Raw genomic sequence first — 15,970 nt, 5'->3', positions numbered from 1 at the left:
AGATAAGAGGCTTTTATAATAGTTACAATAAAGTGAGCTTACTTATTTTTTTTAATATAAGGACAGCAAAAATCACAGCCAACAAAAGAACTATTTGGATTTCTTTTTGCTAAAAATTTGAGAGTATCTTCAAAATTGATTTGATACCCTACAACTATTCTATCTGATGGTTTTGGCAAGTGATTACATATTTTAGTATGAATTTTATGTCTTCCAAATTCATCAATTTTTTTGTCGCATATATAATTTGGCATATACTAACCTCCTAAAATTTACTTGATGAATTATTACTATATAACTTCATCTTTTTTAGTAATAGATTTTGAAAATGAAATAATACTTGGTAACAAAAATAGAGTCAACAAAGTTCCTTCCCTAATAAAAATAGGTAGCTTAAATGTACGAGATAAGCATAGTGAAAGGAAAATAAATAAGAAATCTAAGCCGTATCTAATTCCAATGAAAGATAAATTAAATTTGTCAGCTATCTTTACGCAAACACTCTCAATGGGTAAGGAAATAGCATTGATTGATAGACAAATACCGATAGAAATACCTGTAATACATAATCCTAAATAAAAAATTCCCAATTTTAAAAAATAATTAGTGATTTCAATATTGATCAATAAGTGGTAGAAACAAAAATTTATAACCAATCTCATACATACAATATAGATAAATTTTGAGATATTGATAGCGAGTTTTTCACGTATCAATAAATTATCTAAAAAAATAAAAAAAAGATTTATTATATAATTAATTGTTCCTAATTTAATTCCACTAATAGCAGACAATGCGTTATTAAAAGCATTAATACAGCTTCCACCTAATCCAGCAGTTAGAACTAAACTAATTCCAAAACCACTTATAATATAAAAAAATAAAGAGAGAAGCATTTTTTTCATAAGTTTTATCTTCGTTCTATATATTTTTAAAGTAATGTATATTGAAAACTAATATCAAATTAAAGGCAGTACCTTCGAAATACTTGTACATCAATTGTTGATAGATAATTTAATTATTTTTAAATTTTTATGAATATTGGGAAGTGATGAAATAATTTAACGATTAAGTCAATATATTTCTGTGGAATACAAATATTTTATAGTTCAGCTATTTTCATCTTGTTAAATCATATATAGTTTCATTTTAAATTATTTAGTTCATTTTTGATATACTTAAGAGAAATTTTTAGTATATTTTTCAAAAGTATTTGGGAGGAAGTCTTATTAAAGGTATAGTTATTAATGGCAGTGAAATTAAATTTATCAATTAATTTTGACTATAAAAAAATATGGTTATATTGTACGTATTAACCTGTTTTATTCATAATGATTTTTGATATTTTTTATTAATTGAAGATTTTTTTTTGAAATGGTATACTGTTTTTATTAAAAACATTTGAGATATAATTTATGATTTTAAGATTATATATAGAATATTTTGTTGTTATATCTCAATAGTAAATTCAGATAGGAGGAATTCTTTAACTCTTAGGAAAAAAGGTAGATGGTAGTTATTAGAACCGAAAGGGTGAAATGTCTATGTTAACTTCTGTAAAAAATTCTTTAAAAGAATCAATTATAATTAGAATGATAACTTATTTGATTTTAGGGATTTTATTATTGATAAGTCCAGATAAAGTAGTCAATTTGACAATCTATATTTTATCGATCTATTTATTTTTAGCCAGTATTATTAATTTTTATCAGGCATATAATTTTAAAAAGAAATTAGGGAATACTAGTTTAGAACTTTATTTTGGAATCTTTCAATTAATTGTAGCTATTATTATATTTTTCTTCTCAAGATATATATTGGCGTTCTTCCCAATTGTTATTGGTATTTTACTTATCATCAATGGAGGAATACAACTCGCTTCAAATATAGGTACTAAAATGTTTTTCGGAATAATTTATAGTCTGTTGTTGCTAGTTATTGGCTTTATTATTCTAATAAATCCTTTTGGAACAGTCTTAACGTTGACTCGATTTTTAGGATGTTGGTTCATTATAATGGTTATCTCTGAAATTATTTTATATTTTAAATTAAGAGAAAATTAGAATTGTTTTTTATAAATTATGTATTGAATAATACAAAAGCAGCAACCTAAAGATAATTATCTAATCTAAAAAAGTTCTTACTTTAAAAAGTCGATCATATTCTAAATGATCGACTTATTTTATGTAATGCAATAACAATTAGATGTATCTAACTCTAAAATTTTTAGAAAAGGTGAATAAATGGATAAGGTATTTAAAAATTCGCGGTATTTAAAAATTACAGCACATATTTTTAGTATTAGCTACTTAGCAACAATTATTTTTTTAGTAATTCATCAAAAAGAATGGATCCAAGGGATTGTTAAGAAATATTTCTCACTTTCATTTCGAAATGTTTTACTATTTATCGCGGGAAAAAATTGGACAGCTGATATTGAACAAAGATTAAGATATCTTGGTCGTGAAATGATGATTCTACTGGGAGTAGAATTATCATTTTGTATTTTAGGTTTTATTATAATTATAATTCTTTTCTTACGTGTAAGAAAAATAGGTATTTGGAGACTATCAGAAAAGTTAGTTTTTACCGGGTACATGATAATGTTGATTGTTCTGAGTCTTACTTTATTTAAAATGGGAACTGAAATTCACCAAACTTATTTGGTAATTGAAAAAAGAATCAATAGTATGAGTGTATCTGAAATACAACTCTTCCAAGATAAGGTTTTAGTAATTTTTCAACAATCGAATTTGTCGCTAGACCATATACTACCGTCTTTAATAGATGCGATTGAACAATTGCAAAAATTGATTTCAACAACAAAGAAAATTGCCGGTATACCAAGTGTGATCGAATCTAGTTATGAAAAATTAATTATACAAAAAAATTGGTTCCTCGGATGTAGTATCATTGGATTGTTCATAATTATAATCGGACATTTAAATGCAGGAATCAATTGGTTAAGGCAAACTCAATTGATGAAGGACAGGAAAAGGACAACGAAAAAAATCCGTCAAATTGATATTGATGAACGTCTGACTAAAGTCATGGAGCAGCAAGAAGAATTGATAAATCAATTAATAAAATCTAATAATAGAAGTCTAAAATAGTTTTTAGAAAATAACCTACTAATGCTATAATCTAACTGTATAAAAACAAAGTAATCGGAGGATAAAATCAATGAAAAAGATAGCGGTCTTTTTGTTAGGGGTATGTTCGTTAGTACTTTTAGTAGGTTGTCAATCGACAAAAAAAGAGCAGCAAACAGATACTAAAGCAAAAGATAGTATTACTGTCAAAAGTACTTCATCAAATTCTAAAGAAACTTCAGAAACAGCTTCAACGTCAACAAGTAACTCAAGTACCTCAAGCGTTTCAAGTGAATCAAGCACTTCTATTGAGTCTCAAAGTAGTACTCAGACAGAAGCTGCAAAAAATACATCGATTGTGTTAGATGATAATCAAAAAACGCAGATCACCAATGCGTTCTTAACATGGACAGGACAACGCGCTGAAATAGGGAACATGGCAGTGAGTGATTGGTATTTTGATCATGGTGCAGCGGGTAAGGGTGATTGGTATGCAAATACTCCAGACGGACAAGTTCAAGTTCAAAACAACGGTTATCCAGGGTTTGGTTCGTTTGCGATCCATGCCATCGGCGGATGTGTCTTCTACACAGCCAAAGATGGTGGTATTGGGAAACAAGAATTGTTTGCAGATTCTTTTGCAACAAATTATTCAGCTAAAATGGATTGGTCAAAACCAGTAAGTAAATATTTATTAGGTGATAACGGTGTGGTTTACGAATTAAAGACTGGAAATGGAACACCAGTAAGTACGAATACTGGTTTTGGTGAATACAATGATCAAGGGACTCAAATGGAGTATCCTCCAACAATGGATTTTCAAGTTTCTGAGGATAGTGCTGCCCAAGTAAAATTGCAAGAATTAATCAATGTTTATCAATAATAACGAAAAGGCCCTTCCTAGGAAGAGGCTTTTTCTATTTCTGATTATAATTCTGCTAATGTGAGTTCCTGTAAATATTTTTTTACTTCCTTAATCAATTGGATCTTTTTTAAATTACTGATGGTCGTTTTACCTTGAAAAACATCATAATTATTTTTGCGAATCTCAGTTAATTGCGCTCGATAAATAAAAAGAGCGGACAAGAGTGCTTGACGGCAATCTTTGTCGATTTGTGGCATCATTTTTAATGACGCAAGATACAAATTTTCCGCTTTGACTGCTAAATCCTCCCAGAGCTGAATAAAATTAGTTGAGGGAGTATGGGTAGCTAAATCAGCAGTTGAAACATGATACTGGTTCATCATTTTTTTGGGGAGATAAATACGATCATCTGTAAAATCTTCGCCAATATCTCTTAAGATATTAGTTAATTGCATGGCTTCTCCTAATTGCTTTGCGGGAATTTGGATAGCTGCTGAATTTGTTGAAAGGATCGGCAGTAACATCAAACCGACACTACCGGCCACATAGTAACAATAATGGGATAGTTGTTCGTAACTTTCGGGTTGAATAAATTGGATATCCATACTTTGACCACTTAGCATGTCATAAAAAGGGGTGATATCCATCTCAAATGTGTGAAAGACAACCGAAAGCGCACGCCATACAGGTTTGTTAGGAATGTGTCCCTGATCAAAATCAGTTAGTTCAGAACGTAATTCTTGCAATAATTCAGGATCTTTTTGAACATCGATCGCATCATCTGCTAAGCGGCAAAAAGCATAAATAGCATAGACACTTTTTGCTTTTTCTTCAGGTAATTGTGAAAAGGCAGTATAAAAAGATTTTGAATGTTTTTTGATAATACTTTCGCAAACGTCAAAATCCGTTTGATAGTCTACGAAGGCTTTTTTTACATCAGTGGTCATCTTTTATCAACTCCTCGACGGCTAGTTTGGCACTTTGCATCACGATCGGAACACCTGCGCCGGGATGCGTACTGCTGCCACAAAAATAAAGATTTTCTGCATAATCAAATTTATTATGCGGACGATAGTAATTGCTTTGTTTTAGCGTGGGCTTTAAACCAAAAGTTGCCCCATTGTAAGCGTTGAAACGTTGCTGGAAATCTTCTGGTGTAAACAATGTCTCTGAAACGATATGTTCTTCAATATCGTCAAATCCAATTTTTTCTTTTAACAATGTCAAAATTTTCTTTCGATAGTCAGCCTTTGTTGGTTCGGTCCAATCAGAAAACTTTGATAATTCAGGTACAGGAACAAGTACATATAAAATATGTTTTCCTGCTGGCGCTAAACTAGAGTCTTTTTTAGTCGGTTGATACAGATAAAAAGAAGGATCATCCGGCAATTGCCCAGCTTCAAATATGTCATCAATATTCTTTTTGAAATCTTCTGCAAAATAGATATCATGCAGGCTATCGCCTTCATAGGCTTTATCTAATCCTAAATACATCAAAAAACAAGAACAAGAATACTCCAGACTATCGATTTTTTTATCAGTATATTTTCCACGTTTCTTTTCTTCTATTAAATGTTTCATCGCATAGGGAAAATCCGCATTACAAATAATAGCATCAGCAGGTATGATTTTTTGATCAATTTTTAGCCCAGTCGCAATTTTATTTTCAATCAAGATTTCTTCAACGGGCTGATTATAATGGATCGTACCACCTAATTCTTGAAATAGACGGGCCAATGATTTAGCGAGTGTATACATACCGCCTTTCATGAAATGAACACCGTAAAAAAGTTCGATCATGGGAATCATAGTATATAAAGAAGGCCCTTGGTAAGGTGAAACGCCAATGTACAATGTTTGAAATGCTAGAGACTTTCGTAAACGCTCATCTTTAACAAAACTAGCAATCGACGAATAAGCGTTATTAAAAGTTCGTAATCTCAATCCAGCCCATAATGATTTTGGATTATAAAAGTCCCAAAAACCACGAAATGATCGCGTTAAAAAATGGTCCTTAGCAATAAGGTAACGCTTATAAATATCCGCTAAAAATTCAAAATACCCTTGTGCATCAGATTCTGAGATAGATTCCAATGTTTTAGTAAGCTTGAAAAAATCACTAGAAATAGGGAGGATATCCGCTTTAGAAAAATGGAGATTCAGCATTGGGTCCAATACTTCCATTGGAATATATTCATTGGGATCACGTTGACAAAAGCTAAAGACTTCTCGATAAACTTCAGGCATCATAACAATTGTTGGCCCCATATCAAAAGTAAAACCATCAACTTTTAGTTGATTCATTTTACCACCAGGTTGTCCGTCTTTTTCGTAGATTTCTACCTCATAACCGAGGTACTGTAATCTCACAGCGGCGGAAAGACCGGCTATACCTGCACCAACAATCAAAACTTTTTTCATTTAAAATACCTCGCGTTTATCTTATTTTTTTCTGTTATTACAAAAAAAATCTTAATTAAAGCTTTTTTTGCTACTAAATTTAGCATAGCATGTTTTTTTATAAATTAAAAATAGTAGAATCGGTGAGTAGGGCTATAAAACATTTCTTTATAGAAAAAGAAGTTGTATGATGGATAAGCAGAATGATTTTCTTAAAAAATAAAATGATTGATAATAAAATGGATTGATAGGAGAGACCATATGAATAATAATGATCGCTTGTTACGATTGAGGTATGCAGTAGATATCAAGGATCAGGATCTGATTAAAGCTTTTGAACTCGGTGGGATGACAGTGACACGAGAAGAAGTTAAAGCGATGCTGACAAAGGAAAAAGAAACACAGCCGGATGAAAACAATGTATATTTGAAACCGATCAATAACCAAGTCTTAGACTCTTTTTTGAATGGTTTCATCACTTTAAAAAGAGGACCGCAAAAAAATAAACCTGAGATAGAGCTAGCACCTAAGAGTAAAGAAATCAAACACATCAATAATGTTTTGCTGAAAAAATTGAAGATCGCTTTGTTTTTAACTAGCGATGATATGTTGACTATCTTTGCTGAAGCAGGTGTTTATCCATCAAAAGCTGAATTAGGAGCGATTTTAAGAAAAGAAGGACACCGTAATTTCAAACCATGTGGCGATAAATATATGCGTAACTTTTTAAAAGGTTTGGGTAGCTGTTATCGAGAGGGCGAAAATCGCTAGTTTGTTTAAAGTATTTCATAGTTCAGAATGCAAAGGAGTGAGGTATTTGAATCAGAGGTGGAGGCACCAGCTATATCTTGTTGGTGATTTTGTCTTAACATTCTTCTGGATTTTATTATTCATCCTTAGTTTGGCCGGAATAATTGATATCAATCAATTTCCGTATCGTCAAATGGATACGTGCATCTTACTTTTCTTTTTTGTTAGTTACATGGTTCGTCTTTTTAAGGCCACAAATAAAAAGACGTATTTTATAGATAATATTTTTGATTTATTGGCAATCATTCCGTTGAATTTTTTGAATGGTGGTTTTTTATTAAAAGCCAATCGGCTATTTCGTATTGTTAATTTGCTAGCAAAACTAGGTCATAACAAAAATAGTATTCTATACCGCAATGGATTTATTTACGCACTATATGCTAGCGGGTGCATCATTTTTGTCGGTAGCGGATTTTACAGTATTGCAGAAAATATTGGCTATAAAGATAGCATTTGGTTTAGTTTAGTAACAATGACGACAGTTGGTTATGGTGATATCGTTCCAAAAACAGATCTGGGTAGATTTATTGCTGCGATAACAATGCTTTTTGGAATTGGCTTTATCGGTATGTTAACGTCAACGATTACAAATTACTTCAAAGATCGAAATACAAATAAAAAAAAGAAATCTTCTGAGATTGAAGAACTACATGCAAAAGTTTCTGAGCTCACACAAGCAGTGGAACATCTGACTAGGAATTTAGAAGATAAAGAAAATAAATAAAAAAACCTTCTCTCATTTGAGAGGAGGTTTTTTGTCTTAAAAGGCATAAACAATAAATGAGATGCCGATCATCATAAAGTAAAATCCAACTAAAAAAGCTAATGTTAACGCAGATGTGATTGGATTGAATAGCAACATGAATCCTAAGATGATTCCAAGAATATTAATTACTAGATTAAACCAGTAAAAGCCTGTTCCACGTTCTCGGAAAATACTAGATTCAGCTAGGGCCACGATTGAATCGACAATAAACCATATTGCAAAAACATAAGGTAATGCGATCAACCCGGCAGTAACATTAAAGAATAGAAAAATACCTATTAGTAAATCAAAGATCCCAACGATAATCAACATTGTAGACTTTTGATTCGTAAATTCATGCAATTTACGTCTTACAAATAATTCAAAAATTCCTTTGAAAATAGCCAATAAAGCAAAAATATAAACAATAGCTAACAAACTACTTTCTGGATTTTTGAATGCTGCAAGAGATACTAAAATGAATAAAATTCCTAATAGGAAATACGGAAAACTAAATCCTGATCTTCTTTCCATTTTATTTCACCTCCATAAAATAAGTGTAACTCTGGAAAGAAAAAAACAAAAATAAAAAACTTGTTTCGGTAAAGTAACATTTATAATTTTTTTCAATAAATAGCAATTTATAAAATAAATATGGCAGTTGTATCTTGTTCATATGTTTATCATTTAAAGTTAAATAGTTATATTGAATCTTAACAATCAACTTAACGACTATTTTGACGGAATGTAAAATCAATCTCTACGATTTTTATTAATTAAAACGACTTAAAAAAAGAAATCTAATTACTGATTTGGACACAACGTGCGAAAAACAGTAAAGATTTTATGGAAATTGGATATATAAGTGTTTTTAGAATAAAAAAACAATATAATTATTTATATGTAAAAATTTATATACATCCCTCTTATTATTAAATAACTTAAATTATTTTATGGAGTGAAAATATATTTGGAGTGACAAAAAATATATAATGTATCTTAAATTGCCAAAAAACTCTAAAAAATAAACTAATTATGAATAAATGCATAAAATGTTTGACATTTATACATATATGGCATTATTATTCTAATCTTATAGATAAGATATAATTTGTATCATATTTAAATTTATGAAATAAGTATTTTTGATTAAGTTATTATCCATAATTGGTATATACAATTTAAATAACGGAATTCGCAATTATTATTTCTCTTAATTGTTGATTTATATTTTAGGGGGAGAAGAGAGAACTATGAAAAAGATTGTTGGATTAACATTATTTTCATTAGCATGTCTAGTTTGTTCAGTAAGTTATGTTGAGCAAGGTCATGCGGTAGAAAATAGCTTATCTGCAGAATCAGCTATTCAAAGTACTTCTATAGAACTAAGTTTGTCGGCAGAAACAGTTTCTTCCAATGAAAAACTAGTAGAAAGCTCAACTGTACCCATTGAATCATCAAGTGTAGCAGCTAATTCCGTAGAAAAATCTGAGGGGAACAAATCAACGGAATCAGCTTCAATAAAGTCAACGGCTCCATCAACTAATAATTTTTCTACAATGGCAGTAACAGCAAGTGGTACTTGGGGAACTGTTGATTGGGTATTTGATTCAGCTTCAGGGACTTTAACCTTTACAAGTGGAGGAAATTTAGGTCTAGCTCTAAATTCTCCGTGGAATACCTATGTAGGGACAAATCCTAGAACCCCTCTTGTATCACCCACGAGTATAAAAAAAATTATTTTTACAAAAAAAGTATCAGTAACTAGTGCTGCCAATTTATTTTCTGCAGCGACGGGAAGAAGTTCAGATAATTGCTTATCTAAATTGGTCTCTATAGAAAATCTAAGCTTATTGGATACTTCACAGTGTACATCAATGGCTGGGATGTTTGCTTATGCATCTTCTTTGACGAGTATAGACATGAAAAATTGTTCAACTGCTCTTGTTAGTAGTATGGATTTTATGTTTTATGAAACACAATCATTGAAGGAAATTAAAGGCTTAGATAAGTTTAATACTTCAAAGGTTACTGTGATGAATCAAATGTTTTTGGGAACGGGCTTATCTACAATTAATGTAAGTTCGTTTGATACTTCGAGAGTTTATGATATGAGATACATGTTTTATAGAACCTCCAATTTGACTTCGTTAGACTTGTCAAATTTTAATACGAATGAGGTGAGTTATATGCAGAATATGTTTACCGACTCTTCTATCAAAGAATTAAATATTAGTTCATTTGATACTAGTACGAAGTATACAAATATGGACTCAATGTTTTTACGTGCCAATAACTTATCTACCTTGACGATAGGACCTAAATTTAAAGACACTGCTAACAAATCTCAACTTACCAATGTTCCAACAAATGCTCTTTATATCGGACAATGGATTTATCTTGATAAAAATCAACCGGTGGGGCAAACTGCTACTTTCTTGAATGCGTATGATGGAAGCAAGCCTGGGACTTATGTTTGGCAAAGGAAATATAAAAATGAAGATGGGCAAACCTCTTTAATCCTAAAATCGGTTCCCAAAAGTTTTGATTTTACGACGACTCTGAAAGCAAATGGTCAGTATCTTATCAAGCAAGTGCCAGCAGGGAATCCTGATCTTTCAAATGTAACAGTAGCTAGTGATGGTCAAAATGCTTGGTCTGTTAAAGCAACGGTTATTAATAATCAATTAAAAGTTTTTAGAAATGAGCAATATACTGGTAAAAATCTTGAAATCACTGACTTTTCTATTAATGATCAAAGTTTATTAGCTACCGGGGCGTCTGGTGCAATAATAGTTAAGGGAAATAAATCGGTTTCGGGTGAATCAAGTACCCCTATCACTAAAATGGGGATAACATTCTCAGATCCGGAAAGCTTCTTAAAAGTTGGAGATAGTTTAAGTTCAGAAAAAGAAGAAAATTCAAATATTAATAATTGTGTTAGTTTTCAGCTTTACGATACGGCTAATGCAAGTTAAATTTGTAAGTCAAAATTTGCTATCAAACTTACTTTGAGAATTGAGGGAGAGCTAATGTGTAGAAAAGGGTTGATGGGTTGTTTAGCGATAATTAGTCTACTGAGTATGAAAATCCAGCACGTATCTGCTAGTGAATTAGATATTTTAGATACAAATAGTAAAACGACACAATTCACTTTGTTTAAAAGTAAAGGAGGTCCTTTAGGGGATCAAGGACGTTTAGGAAATATTGCAAAAGGACTATTACCCAAAACAGGGGAAGCTAGACAAGCATGGTTGTTTATTTTAGGTGTCATTCTCTTGATTTTAGTGGTTATCATTATATATCTTAAAAAGAAAAAAGGTAAAAGCCTATGAGAATAAAAAAAAATAGCTTTCTTATTTTTGGATCACTATTGATGATTACCGCCTTATTAAACGTTTTTTCGGTTCCAGGATATGCAGAAGCAGTCAAGGGTCAAGAAACTTCTACACCGATTCAAATACAATTAAATGAACGAACACTTTTTATTTCAAAAGTGGTAGCACCTCAATTTGGAAAATATGCTGTTAAAGGTAGTGGACAAGTGGTTACGCCGCTTAATGACTTGACGATTGCAGTAACGGACACTCGTCCAATCGATGAAAAAAATTCGTGGTCTTTGTATTATAATTTGACGAATTTTACCAGTCATCAAAATAAGAGTATCAAACAAGAAGTGCTTATATCTAAAGGAAAATTAGCCGATGAAAATACTGACCTTAAAAGTTATCAGTCGTATCCGGCTGAAATTACTTCAACAACAAATCATATGCTGTTAAAGAACGATGAAAAAAAAGATAAGTATGTGTATACAATTGATAAAAAAGATATAAAATTATATATTCCTGCCAATCAAACGCCAGGTACTTATCAAGCCGTTCAAACGGTTTACTTAGCCAATACGCCGCAAAGTAAATAAATTCTATATTAATACTAAAATAACTATAACATTGGTAGATTGACCTTGTATGAATGTTTATAAGGATGGCATTCGTTGATTTATCGGTTTATAAAAAAATATTTGGGGGAAATCAATATGAAAAGCTTTAAAAAATTAGGACTTAGTTTTGCTGGATTACTATTTGTAGCTGGAATCTCAGGAGTAACTGCACAAGCTGCAGCTGTAAATAGTCAAACTAAAGATACACCAGCAACTGTAGAAATTAATGATAATGGAAGTACCGATCCAGATCCTTTTCCAGAGGATCAAGATAACTTATTATTAACAGGAGCTCCAGCAAATTATAGTTTTTCTACTACTTTGAAAAATTCAATGTATACAGTTCAAGCAACTGGGTTAGATGATGGTAGTCAAGCTGTTTCTGTATTCAATGATAAAATTGCTAGAGATTGGTCAGTCCAAGCAAAAGTTAAAGATGATCAAATCGAAACAGAAAATGGTAAAACAGCAGTAGTGAATAGTTTTAAAGTGAATGATAAACAATTGGTTGGTACTGGTGCTACGGGTATTGTAGCAGTTGCAGCATCAACAAAAGATAAAGACAATAATACTGGTACAATCAAAACACCAGTTACTTCAGCAGAAATTCAATTTACTGATACGGACAATGCTTTAAAAGCAGGAGACAAATTAACTGGTTTAATCAATTATAAGTTGTATAATACTGTAGACGCAAAATAGTCAATACGAAAAGGGAACTAAGCTTTTAGTTCCCCTTTTTTTATGATTGGAGAGAATCAACTTATGAAAAAAAAATTCTTAGCAGCTTGTTTGATGTTACTAGGAATATTGGCTATGACAATCAATGTTCAGGCCGCAGATGACAATATTGGCTTTAATATTCGCATGATTAAAGCTGAAAACCAAATCAATGATAGTAGTTTTTTTGATTTAAGAGTTTCATCGAAACAAGAACAAACTATCTATGTACAGGTGAATAATACTTCAACTGAAAAGGGTAATTACTCGATTAATGTTAATCAGGCATATACGAATAAACAAGGATTTATTGATTATTCTGATAGTAAAGAGGCAGAAAAAGTAGCAGCACCGATCAAAGTAAATGATATTTTAAAATATGATAAAAAGATAACGCTAGAACCAAATACTTCTAAAAACGTTCCTATTAAGATAAAAATGCCTGAAAAAAAATTTGATGGTGAAGTTTTAGCAGGGATTCAAGTTTCCAAAGACCAAGAAAAATCGGAAAAAGCACAAATAAGTAATCAGTATGGATACATATTAGGATTAAGATTAACAGAAACGGACAATGCTGTTCAAAGAAAATTAGAATTAAAAAAGGTAAAACCCTCACATGAATTTGGAAAACCAGCGGTGATAGCAAGTTTAAAGAATCCAACAATGGATGCTTATGGCCACTTAAAATATAAAATAGATATTGTCGATAAAAGTACCAAGAAAAGTGTATTAAAAAAAGATTATGATAGTGATATGCAGATAGCTCCAAACTCTACGTATAATTTAGCTATCGAAATGAACGAAAAAGAGTTGAATTCTGGAGACTATACGTTAAATTTGACTGTGACAGACGCGAAAGAAAATAAATGGCAATTCAAAAAAGATTTTGAAATTACTAATACTGATATTAAAGATATTAATGATGCAACAATCAGCCAAGATAATCAGAGTACGAATTATCTTTGGATTATTATGATTTTGATATTGATCTTATTGATCATAGCTGCATTAATCTGGATTATCTTACTGAAGAAAAAGAAAAAAGAAGAATAATGATATAAAAAAACTTTAAGCTTTCAAATTGAAAGCTTAAAGTTTTTTTGGATAAAATTAGCAAATAAAACGATGTATTCTAAAATATTCTTGTAATTCTTATATTTATTTTATAAAAAATATTGTATTATTTAAAAGATATTTTAAGAAGGGTCGTTACAAATGTTCATTAGTATAAGTTTAATAGTCGCTTTCTTAGTTTTAGTTGGACTGACTGCTCTAAACAAACAACGTCATTTAAAAAAAGGTCAGTTATTGAAGAAAGCTTTGTTGTTTTGGTTAGTTCTCACGCTAACTTGGTTTTTCTATTTAATTATCAGTAAGATTCCATTATTGCAAGCTAACGCAAGCTTCATTTCAATCAATGGATTTCTGCTATATTTATTTTGTTATTTGAATATATCTTACAAATGGCTAGACAAAGTACTTTTTAAGCGTCTTTTTGCTCTTTGGGTAGTATTCATTTGTTTATTCGTCGGTATCAACAGTATTGCAAATCATCAAACAGGAACTAATTTTTGGTCAAAATCTCAAAAAGAAACCAGTGAGTCCAAAGAGGATCATAAAGAGACAAAAAAGGAAAAAATGATAAAACAAAAATCAACGGATTTAACAGAACGTTGGCAAGCAACATTGAAAAATTATCAGGACACAAATGTTGATATTGCATTGTATAGTAAAGCAGATGATCATACGTATAAATTAACCCATCAAACGCAAGATAATCCGTTTTATACAGCTAGTATCATTAAAGTTTCCATTTTAGCCCAGATATTACATTTAGAACAAACAAAGCAATTAACGGTCTCAGATGAGGAACGGACTTTGATGCAGTCAATGATCGAACAAAGCGACAATGAGGCGACTACATATTTATTAACCAATAAATTAGAAGGCTACAATGGTACTGCGCCATTATTCAAAGCATTGAAGATGCGCCATAGTTCACCAGATTTGACTGCATGGGGAACCTCAACAACCACAGCAACGGATCAAATCAAGTTATTGAATGAAATTTTCTTTTCAAATGATTTTTTGAATCAAGAAAATATAGCGTATATAAAAAATTTAATGGGGAACGTTGAAAGTGATCAAAATTGGGGGATCTCTGCGGTAAGTGAAGATTCACAATTAAAAAATGGTTGGTTACAATATGATGAAGCAGGATGGATCGTAAATTCAATCGGACATGTAGTAATTGCTGGAAAAGATTATACAATGGCTGTTTTAACAAATAATAATACTACGCAAGCAGAAGGCCAACAATTGATTGAACAGCTGTCTAAAGATGTTCAAGAAGTAGTCAAGTAGAAAGAAATCAATCTAAAAAAATCGCTGAACTATAATAGTTCAGCGATTTTTTCGTCAATTATCAAATCGGTAATAACCCCTAATTTTAAAAGGGCTTTAATACTTTCAGCTTTTTCTATTCCTGTGGCGACAATTACAACACGAGGGATTTTTTTAATATCACTTAGTTCGATACCTAGTAATCGCTGGGCAAAGCCTTCAGTAATAGGGGTACCATCCTTTGTAAAAATAGTACTACCGATATCACCCACTGCATGAGCTTTTTTTAGGGAACTTAAATTTGATTCGGTAATATAATTTAACTTTTGATAAGTGGTTGAATGAAGAGGATCACCGATTCCTAAAATAGCCAGTTCGACTTGTTTCCCTTCTTGTAAGACATCTTTTACTAAATTTGTTTGTAAAAGATTGTCTTTTAATTCCAAAGTATCAGCGAGTGCTGGGGCATAAAAGTAAGAAACATCACTATGGTATTTTTCAGATAGCATAAAGGCTAAATGATTTGAGTGAATCCGTACTTCTGAAAGGCCAATTCCTCCAATCAAAGGGATGATTTTTAAGTGAGCAAATTTTAGATATTCTGCTTCATTAGCGTACTCATAAAGTGTGGTTCCCCATCCAATCCCCATACTACTAATAGAATTTAATAAAGGCTCGACTAACTCAGCACACAATTTTCCAGCGGCTTTTTTAGTATCTTTTTGTGAGTTGGGAACAATTTTAATATTTTTTAATGGATAGTCCGCTAATAGTTTTTTTTGCAATTTCATTACTTGCAAATTGCTATGTTGAATACTGATTTTAACAATGCCCTTTTCCTTCGCTTCTTGTAGCAAAGAGGCTACAGTTGGTCGAGAAATATTTAATTTTTTTGCGATATCACTTTGAGTAACGGCATCTTCATAGTATAAAATAGCCGTTTTTAAGAGTAAATCTTCTCTATCTAACATAAATTTCTTCTTTCATACATCAACAAATGTTTGATTGACTTTTAAAAGTAAGTATACTACAATTTTTACAAATGATAAATATGT

The 15,970-nt window shown here is 31.2% G+C and carries 17 protein-coding genes; 11 read left to right on the top strand and 6 right to left on the bottom strand.

Going from position 1 to position 15,970, the window contains the following annotated elements:
- Positions 1–38: 38 nt before the first annotated feature.
- The gene (locus ACQKTA_RS07120) at positions 39–254 is read right to left on the bottom strand and encodes a hypothetical protein (RefSeq protein ID WP_427813270.1); all 216 of its coding nucleotides are present in this window, start codon (positions 252–254) and stop codon (positions 39–41) included.
- 36 nt (positions 255–290) lie between these two features.
- Complete coding sequence (locus ACQKTA_RS07115) at positions 291–905, bottom strand: hypothetical protein (RefSeq protein WP_427813269.1); 615 nt, start codon at positions 903–905, stop codon at positions 291–293.
- 639 nt (positions 906–1,544) lie between these two features.
- Here ACQKTA_RS07115 and ACQKTA_RS07110 point away from each other — a divergent pair.
- From ACQKTA_RS07110 to ACQKTA_RS07100, 3 genes are all read left to right on the top strand, one after another.
- Positions 1,545–2,063, top strand: a complete 519-nt coding sequence (locus tag ACQKTA_RS07110; RefSeq protein WP_427813268.1) for a DUF308 domain-containing protein — start codon at positions 1,545–1,547, stop codon at positions 2,061–2,063.
- 180 nt (positions 2,064–2,243) lie between these two features.
- Positions 2,244–3,113: a hypothetical protein gene (locus ACQKTA_RS07105; protein WP_427813267.1), complete on the top strand. Its 870-nt coding sequence runs from the start codon at positions 2,244–2,246 to the stop codon at positions 3,111–3,113.
- Between the two features lie 70 nt (positions 3,114–3,183).
- Entirely contained in the window at positions 3,184–3,975 is a 792-nt protein-coding gene (locus ACQKTA_RS07100) for a hypothetical protein (protein WP_427813266.1), read from the top strand.
- Positions 3,976–4,019: 44 nt separating this feature from the next.
- Here the strand turns inward: ACQKTA_RS07100 and ACQKTA_RS07095 are convergent, their stop codons facing one another.
- Positions 4,020–4,904 (bottom strand): phytoene/squalene synthase family protein, encoded by an 885-nt coding sequence (locus ACQKTA_RS07095; RefSeq protein WP_427813265.1) that lies wholly within the window; start codon positions 4,902–4,904, stop codon positions 4,020–4,022.
- Positions 4,894–6,378, bottom strand: a complete 1,485-nt coding sequence (locus tag ACQKTA_RS07090; protein WP_427813264.1) for a phytoene desaturase family protein — start codon at positions 6,376–6,378, stop codon at positions 4,894–4,896. The genes ACQKTA_RS07095 and ACQKTA_RS07090 overlap by 11 nt, the downstream gene beginning before the upstream one ends.
- Before the next feature lie 240 nt (positions 6,379–6,618).
- On the opposite strand from ACQKTA_RS07090, the gene ACQKTA_RS07085 reads away from it, so the two are divergent.
- The gene (locus ACQKTA_RS07085; protein WP_427813263.1) at positions 6,619–7,128 is read left to right on the top strand and encodes a DUF1456 family protein; all 510 of its coding nucleotides are present in this window, start codon (positions 6,619–6,621) and stop codon (positions 7,126–7,128) included.
- Positions 7,129–7,165: 37 nt separating this feature from the next.
- The gene (locus tag ACQKTA_RS07080; protein ID WP_427813262.1) at positions 7,166–7,891 is read left to right on the top strand and encodes a potassium channel family protein; all 726 of its coding nucleotides are present in this window, start codon (positions 7,166–7,168) and stop codon (positions 7,889–7,891) included.
- 36 nt (positions 7,892–7,927) lie between these two features.
- Here the strand turns inward: ACQKTA_RS07080 and ACQKTA_RS07075 are convergent, their stop codons facing one another.
- Positions 7,928–8,446, bottom strand: coding sequence for an HdeD family acid-resistance protein (locus ACQKTA_RS07075; RefSeq protein WP_332580975.1), 519 nt, complete (start codon positions 8,444–8,446; stop codon positions 7,928–7,930).
- 719 nt (positions 8,447–9,165) lie between these two features.
- Here ACQKTA_RS07075 and ACQKTA_RS07070 point away from each other — a divergent pair.
- From ACQKTA_RS07070 to ACQKTA_RS07045, 6 genes are all read left to right on the top strand, one after another.
- Positions 9,166–10,890, top strand: a complete 1,725-nt coding sequence (locus ACQKTA_RS07070) for a BspA family leucine-rich repeat surface protein (RefSeq protein ID WP_427813261.1) — start codon at positions 9,166–9,168, stop codon at positions 10,888–10,890.
- Positions 10,891–10,944: 54 nt separating this feature from the next.
- Complete coding sequence (locus tag ACQKTA_RS07065) at positions 10,945–11,247, top strand: LPXTG cell wall anchor domain-containing protein (protein WP_427813260.1); 303 nt, start codon at positions 10,945–10,947, stop codon at positions 11,245–11,247.
- A complete protein-coding gene (locus ACQKTA_RS07060) occupies positions 11,244–11,831 on the top strand; it encodes a hypothetical protein (RefSeq protein ID WP_427813259.1) in 588 nt (195 codons plus the stop codon). Before ACQKTA_RS07065 ends, ACQKTA_RS07060 begins: the two co-directional genes overlap by 4 nt.
- 117 nt (positions 11,832–11,948) lie before the next feature.
- Positions 11,949–12,554 carry a hypothetical protein gene (locus ACQKTA_RS07055; protein ID WP_427813258.1) on the top strand — a complete coding sequence of 202 codons (606 nt, stop codon included), beginning with the start codon at positions 11,949–11,951 and terminating at the stop codon, positions 12,552–12,554.
- Between the two features lie 63 nt (positions 12,555–12,617).
- The gene (locus ACQKTA_RS07050) at positions 12,618–13,625 is read left to right on the top strand and encodes a DUF916 and DUF3324 domain-containing protein (protein WP_427813257.1); all 1,008 of its coding nucleotides are present in this window, start codon (positions 12,618–12,620) and stop codon (positions 13,623–13,625) included.
- Positions 13,626–13,787: 162 nt separating this feature from the next.
- Positions 13,788–14,936, top strand: coding sequence for a serine hydrolase (locus tag ACQKTA_RS07045; protein ID WP_427813256.1), 1,149 nt, complete (start codon positions 13,788–13,790; stop codon positions 14,934–14,936).
- A 29-nt stretch (positions 14,937–14,965) separates the two neighbouring features.
- On the opposite strand, the gene ACQKTA_RS07040 is transcribed toward ACQKTA_RS07045, so the two are convergent.
- Positions 14,966–15,886, bottom strand: a complete 921-nt coding sequence (locus ACQKTA_RS07040) for a sugar-binding transcriptional regulator (protein ID WP_427813255.1) — start codon at positions 15,884–15,886, stop codon at positions 14,966–14,968.
- Between the last annotated feature and the right edge of the window lie 84 nt (positions 15,887–15,970).

The sequence above is a fragment of the Enterococcus sp. 22-H-5-01 genome (genome assembly GCF_050310005.1).
Taxonomy (GTDB): domain Bacteria; phylum Bacillota; class Bacilli; order Lactobacillales; family Enterococcaceae; genus Enterococcus_A; species Enterococcus_A hailinensis.
This window is presented reverse-complemented; position numbering and strand designations above follow the sequence as displayed.

What these genes read in the sequence shown, in the direction of transcription:
- ACQKTA_RS07120 (WP_427813270.1), bottom strand. Translation starts at nt 254, where the DNA reads ATGCCAAATTATATATGCGACAAAAAAATTGATGAATTTGGAAGACAT.
- ACQKTA_RS07115 (WP_427813269.1), bottom strand. Translation starts at nt 905, where the DNA reads ATGAAAAAAATGCTTCTCTCTTTATTTTTTTATATTATAAGTGGTTTT.
- ACQKTA_RS07110 (WP_427813268.1), top strand. Translation starts at nt 1,545, where the DNA reads ATGTTAACTTCTGTAAAAAATTCTTTAAAAGAATCAATTATAATTAGA.
- ACQKTA_RS07105 (WP_427813267.1), top strand. Translation starts at nt 2,244, where the DNA reads ATGGATAAGGTATTTAAAAATTCGCGGTATTTAAAAATTACAGCACAT.
- ACQKTA_RS07100 (WP_427813266.1), top strand. Translation starts at nt 3,184, where the DNA reads ATGAAAAAGATAGCGGTCTTTTTGTTAGGGGTATGTTCGTTAGTACTT.
- ACQKTA_RS07095 (WP_427813265.1), bottom strand. Translation starts at nt 4,904, where the DNA reads ATGACCACTGATGTAAAAAAAGCCTTCGTAGACTATCAAACGGATTTT.
- ACQKTA_RS07090 (WP_427813264.1), bottom strand. Translation starts at nt 6,378, where the DNA reads ATGAAAAAAGTTTTGATTGTTGGTGCAGGTATAGCCGGTCTTTCCGCC.
- ACQKTA_RS07085 (WP_427813263.1), top strand. Translation starts at nt 6,619, where the DNA reads ATGAATAATAATGATCGCTTGTTACGATTGAGGTATGCAGTAGATATC.
- ACQKTA_RS07075 (WP_332580975.1), bottom strand. Translation starts at nt 8,446, where the DNA reads ATGGAAAGAAGATCAGGATTTAGTTTTCCGTATTTCCTATTAGGAATT.
- ACQKTA_RS07070 (WP_427813261.1), top strand. Translation starts at nt 9,166, where the DNA reads ATGAAAAAGATTGTTGGATTAACATTATTTTCATTAGCATGTCTAGTT.
- ACQKTA_RS07065 (WP_427813260.1), top strand. Translation starts at nt 10,945, where the DNA reads ATGTGTAGAAAAGGGTTGATGGGTTGTTTAGCGATAATTAGTCTACTG.
- ACQKTA_RS07060 (WP_427813259.1), top strand. Translation starts at nt 11,244, where the DNA reads ATGAGAATAAAAAAAAATAGCTTTCTTATTTTTGGATCACTATTGATG.
- ACQKTA_RS07055 (WP_427813258.1), top strand. Translation starts at nt 11,949, where the DNA reads ATGAAAAGCTTTAAAAAATTAGGACTTAGTTTTGCTGGATTACTATTT.
- ACQKTA_RS07050 (WP_427813257.1), top strand. Translation starts at nt 12,618, where the DNA reads ATGAAAAAAAAATTCTTAGCAGCTTGTTTGATGTTACTAGGAATATTG.
- ACQKTA_RS07045 (WP_427813256.1), top strand. Translation starts at nt 13,788, where the DNA reads ATGTTCATTAGTATAAGTTTAATAGTCGCTTTCTTAGTTTTAGTTGGA.
- ACQKTA_RS07040 (WP_427813255.1), bottom strand. Translation starts at nt 15,886, where the DNA reads ATGTTAGATAGAGAAGATTTACTCTTAAAAACGGCTATTTTATACTAT.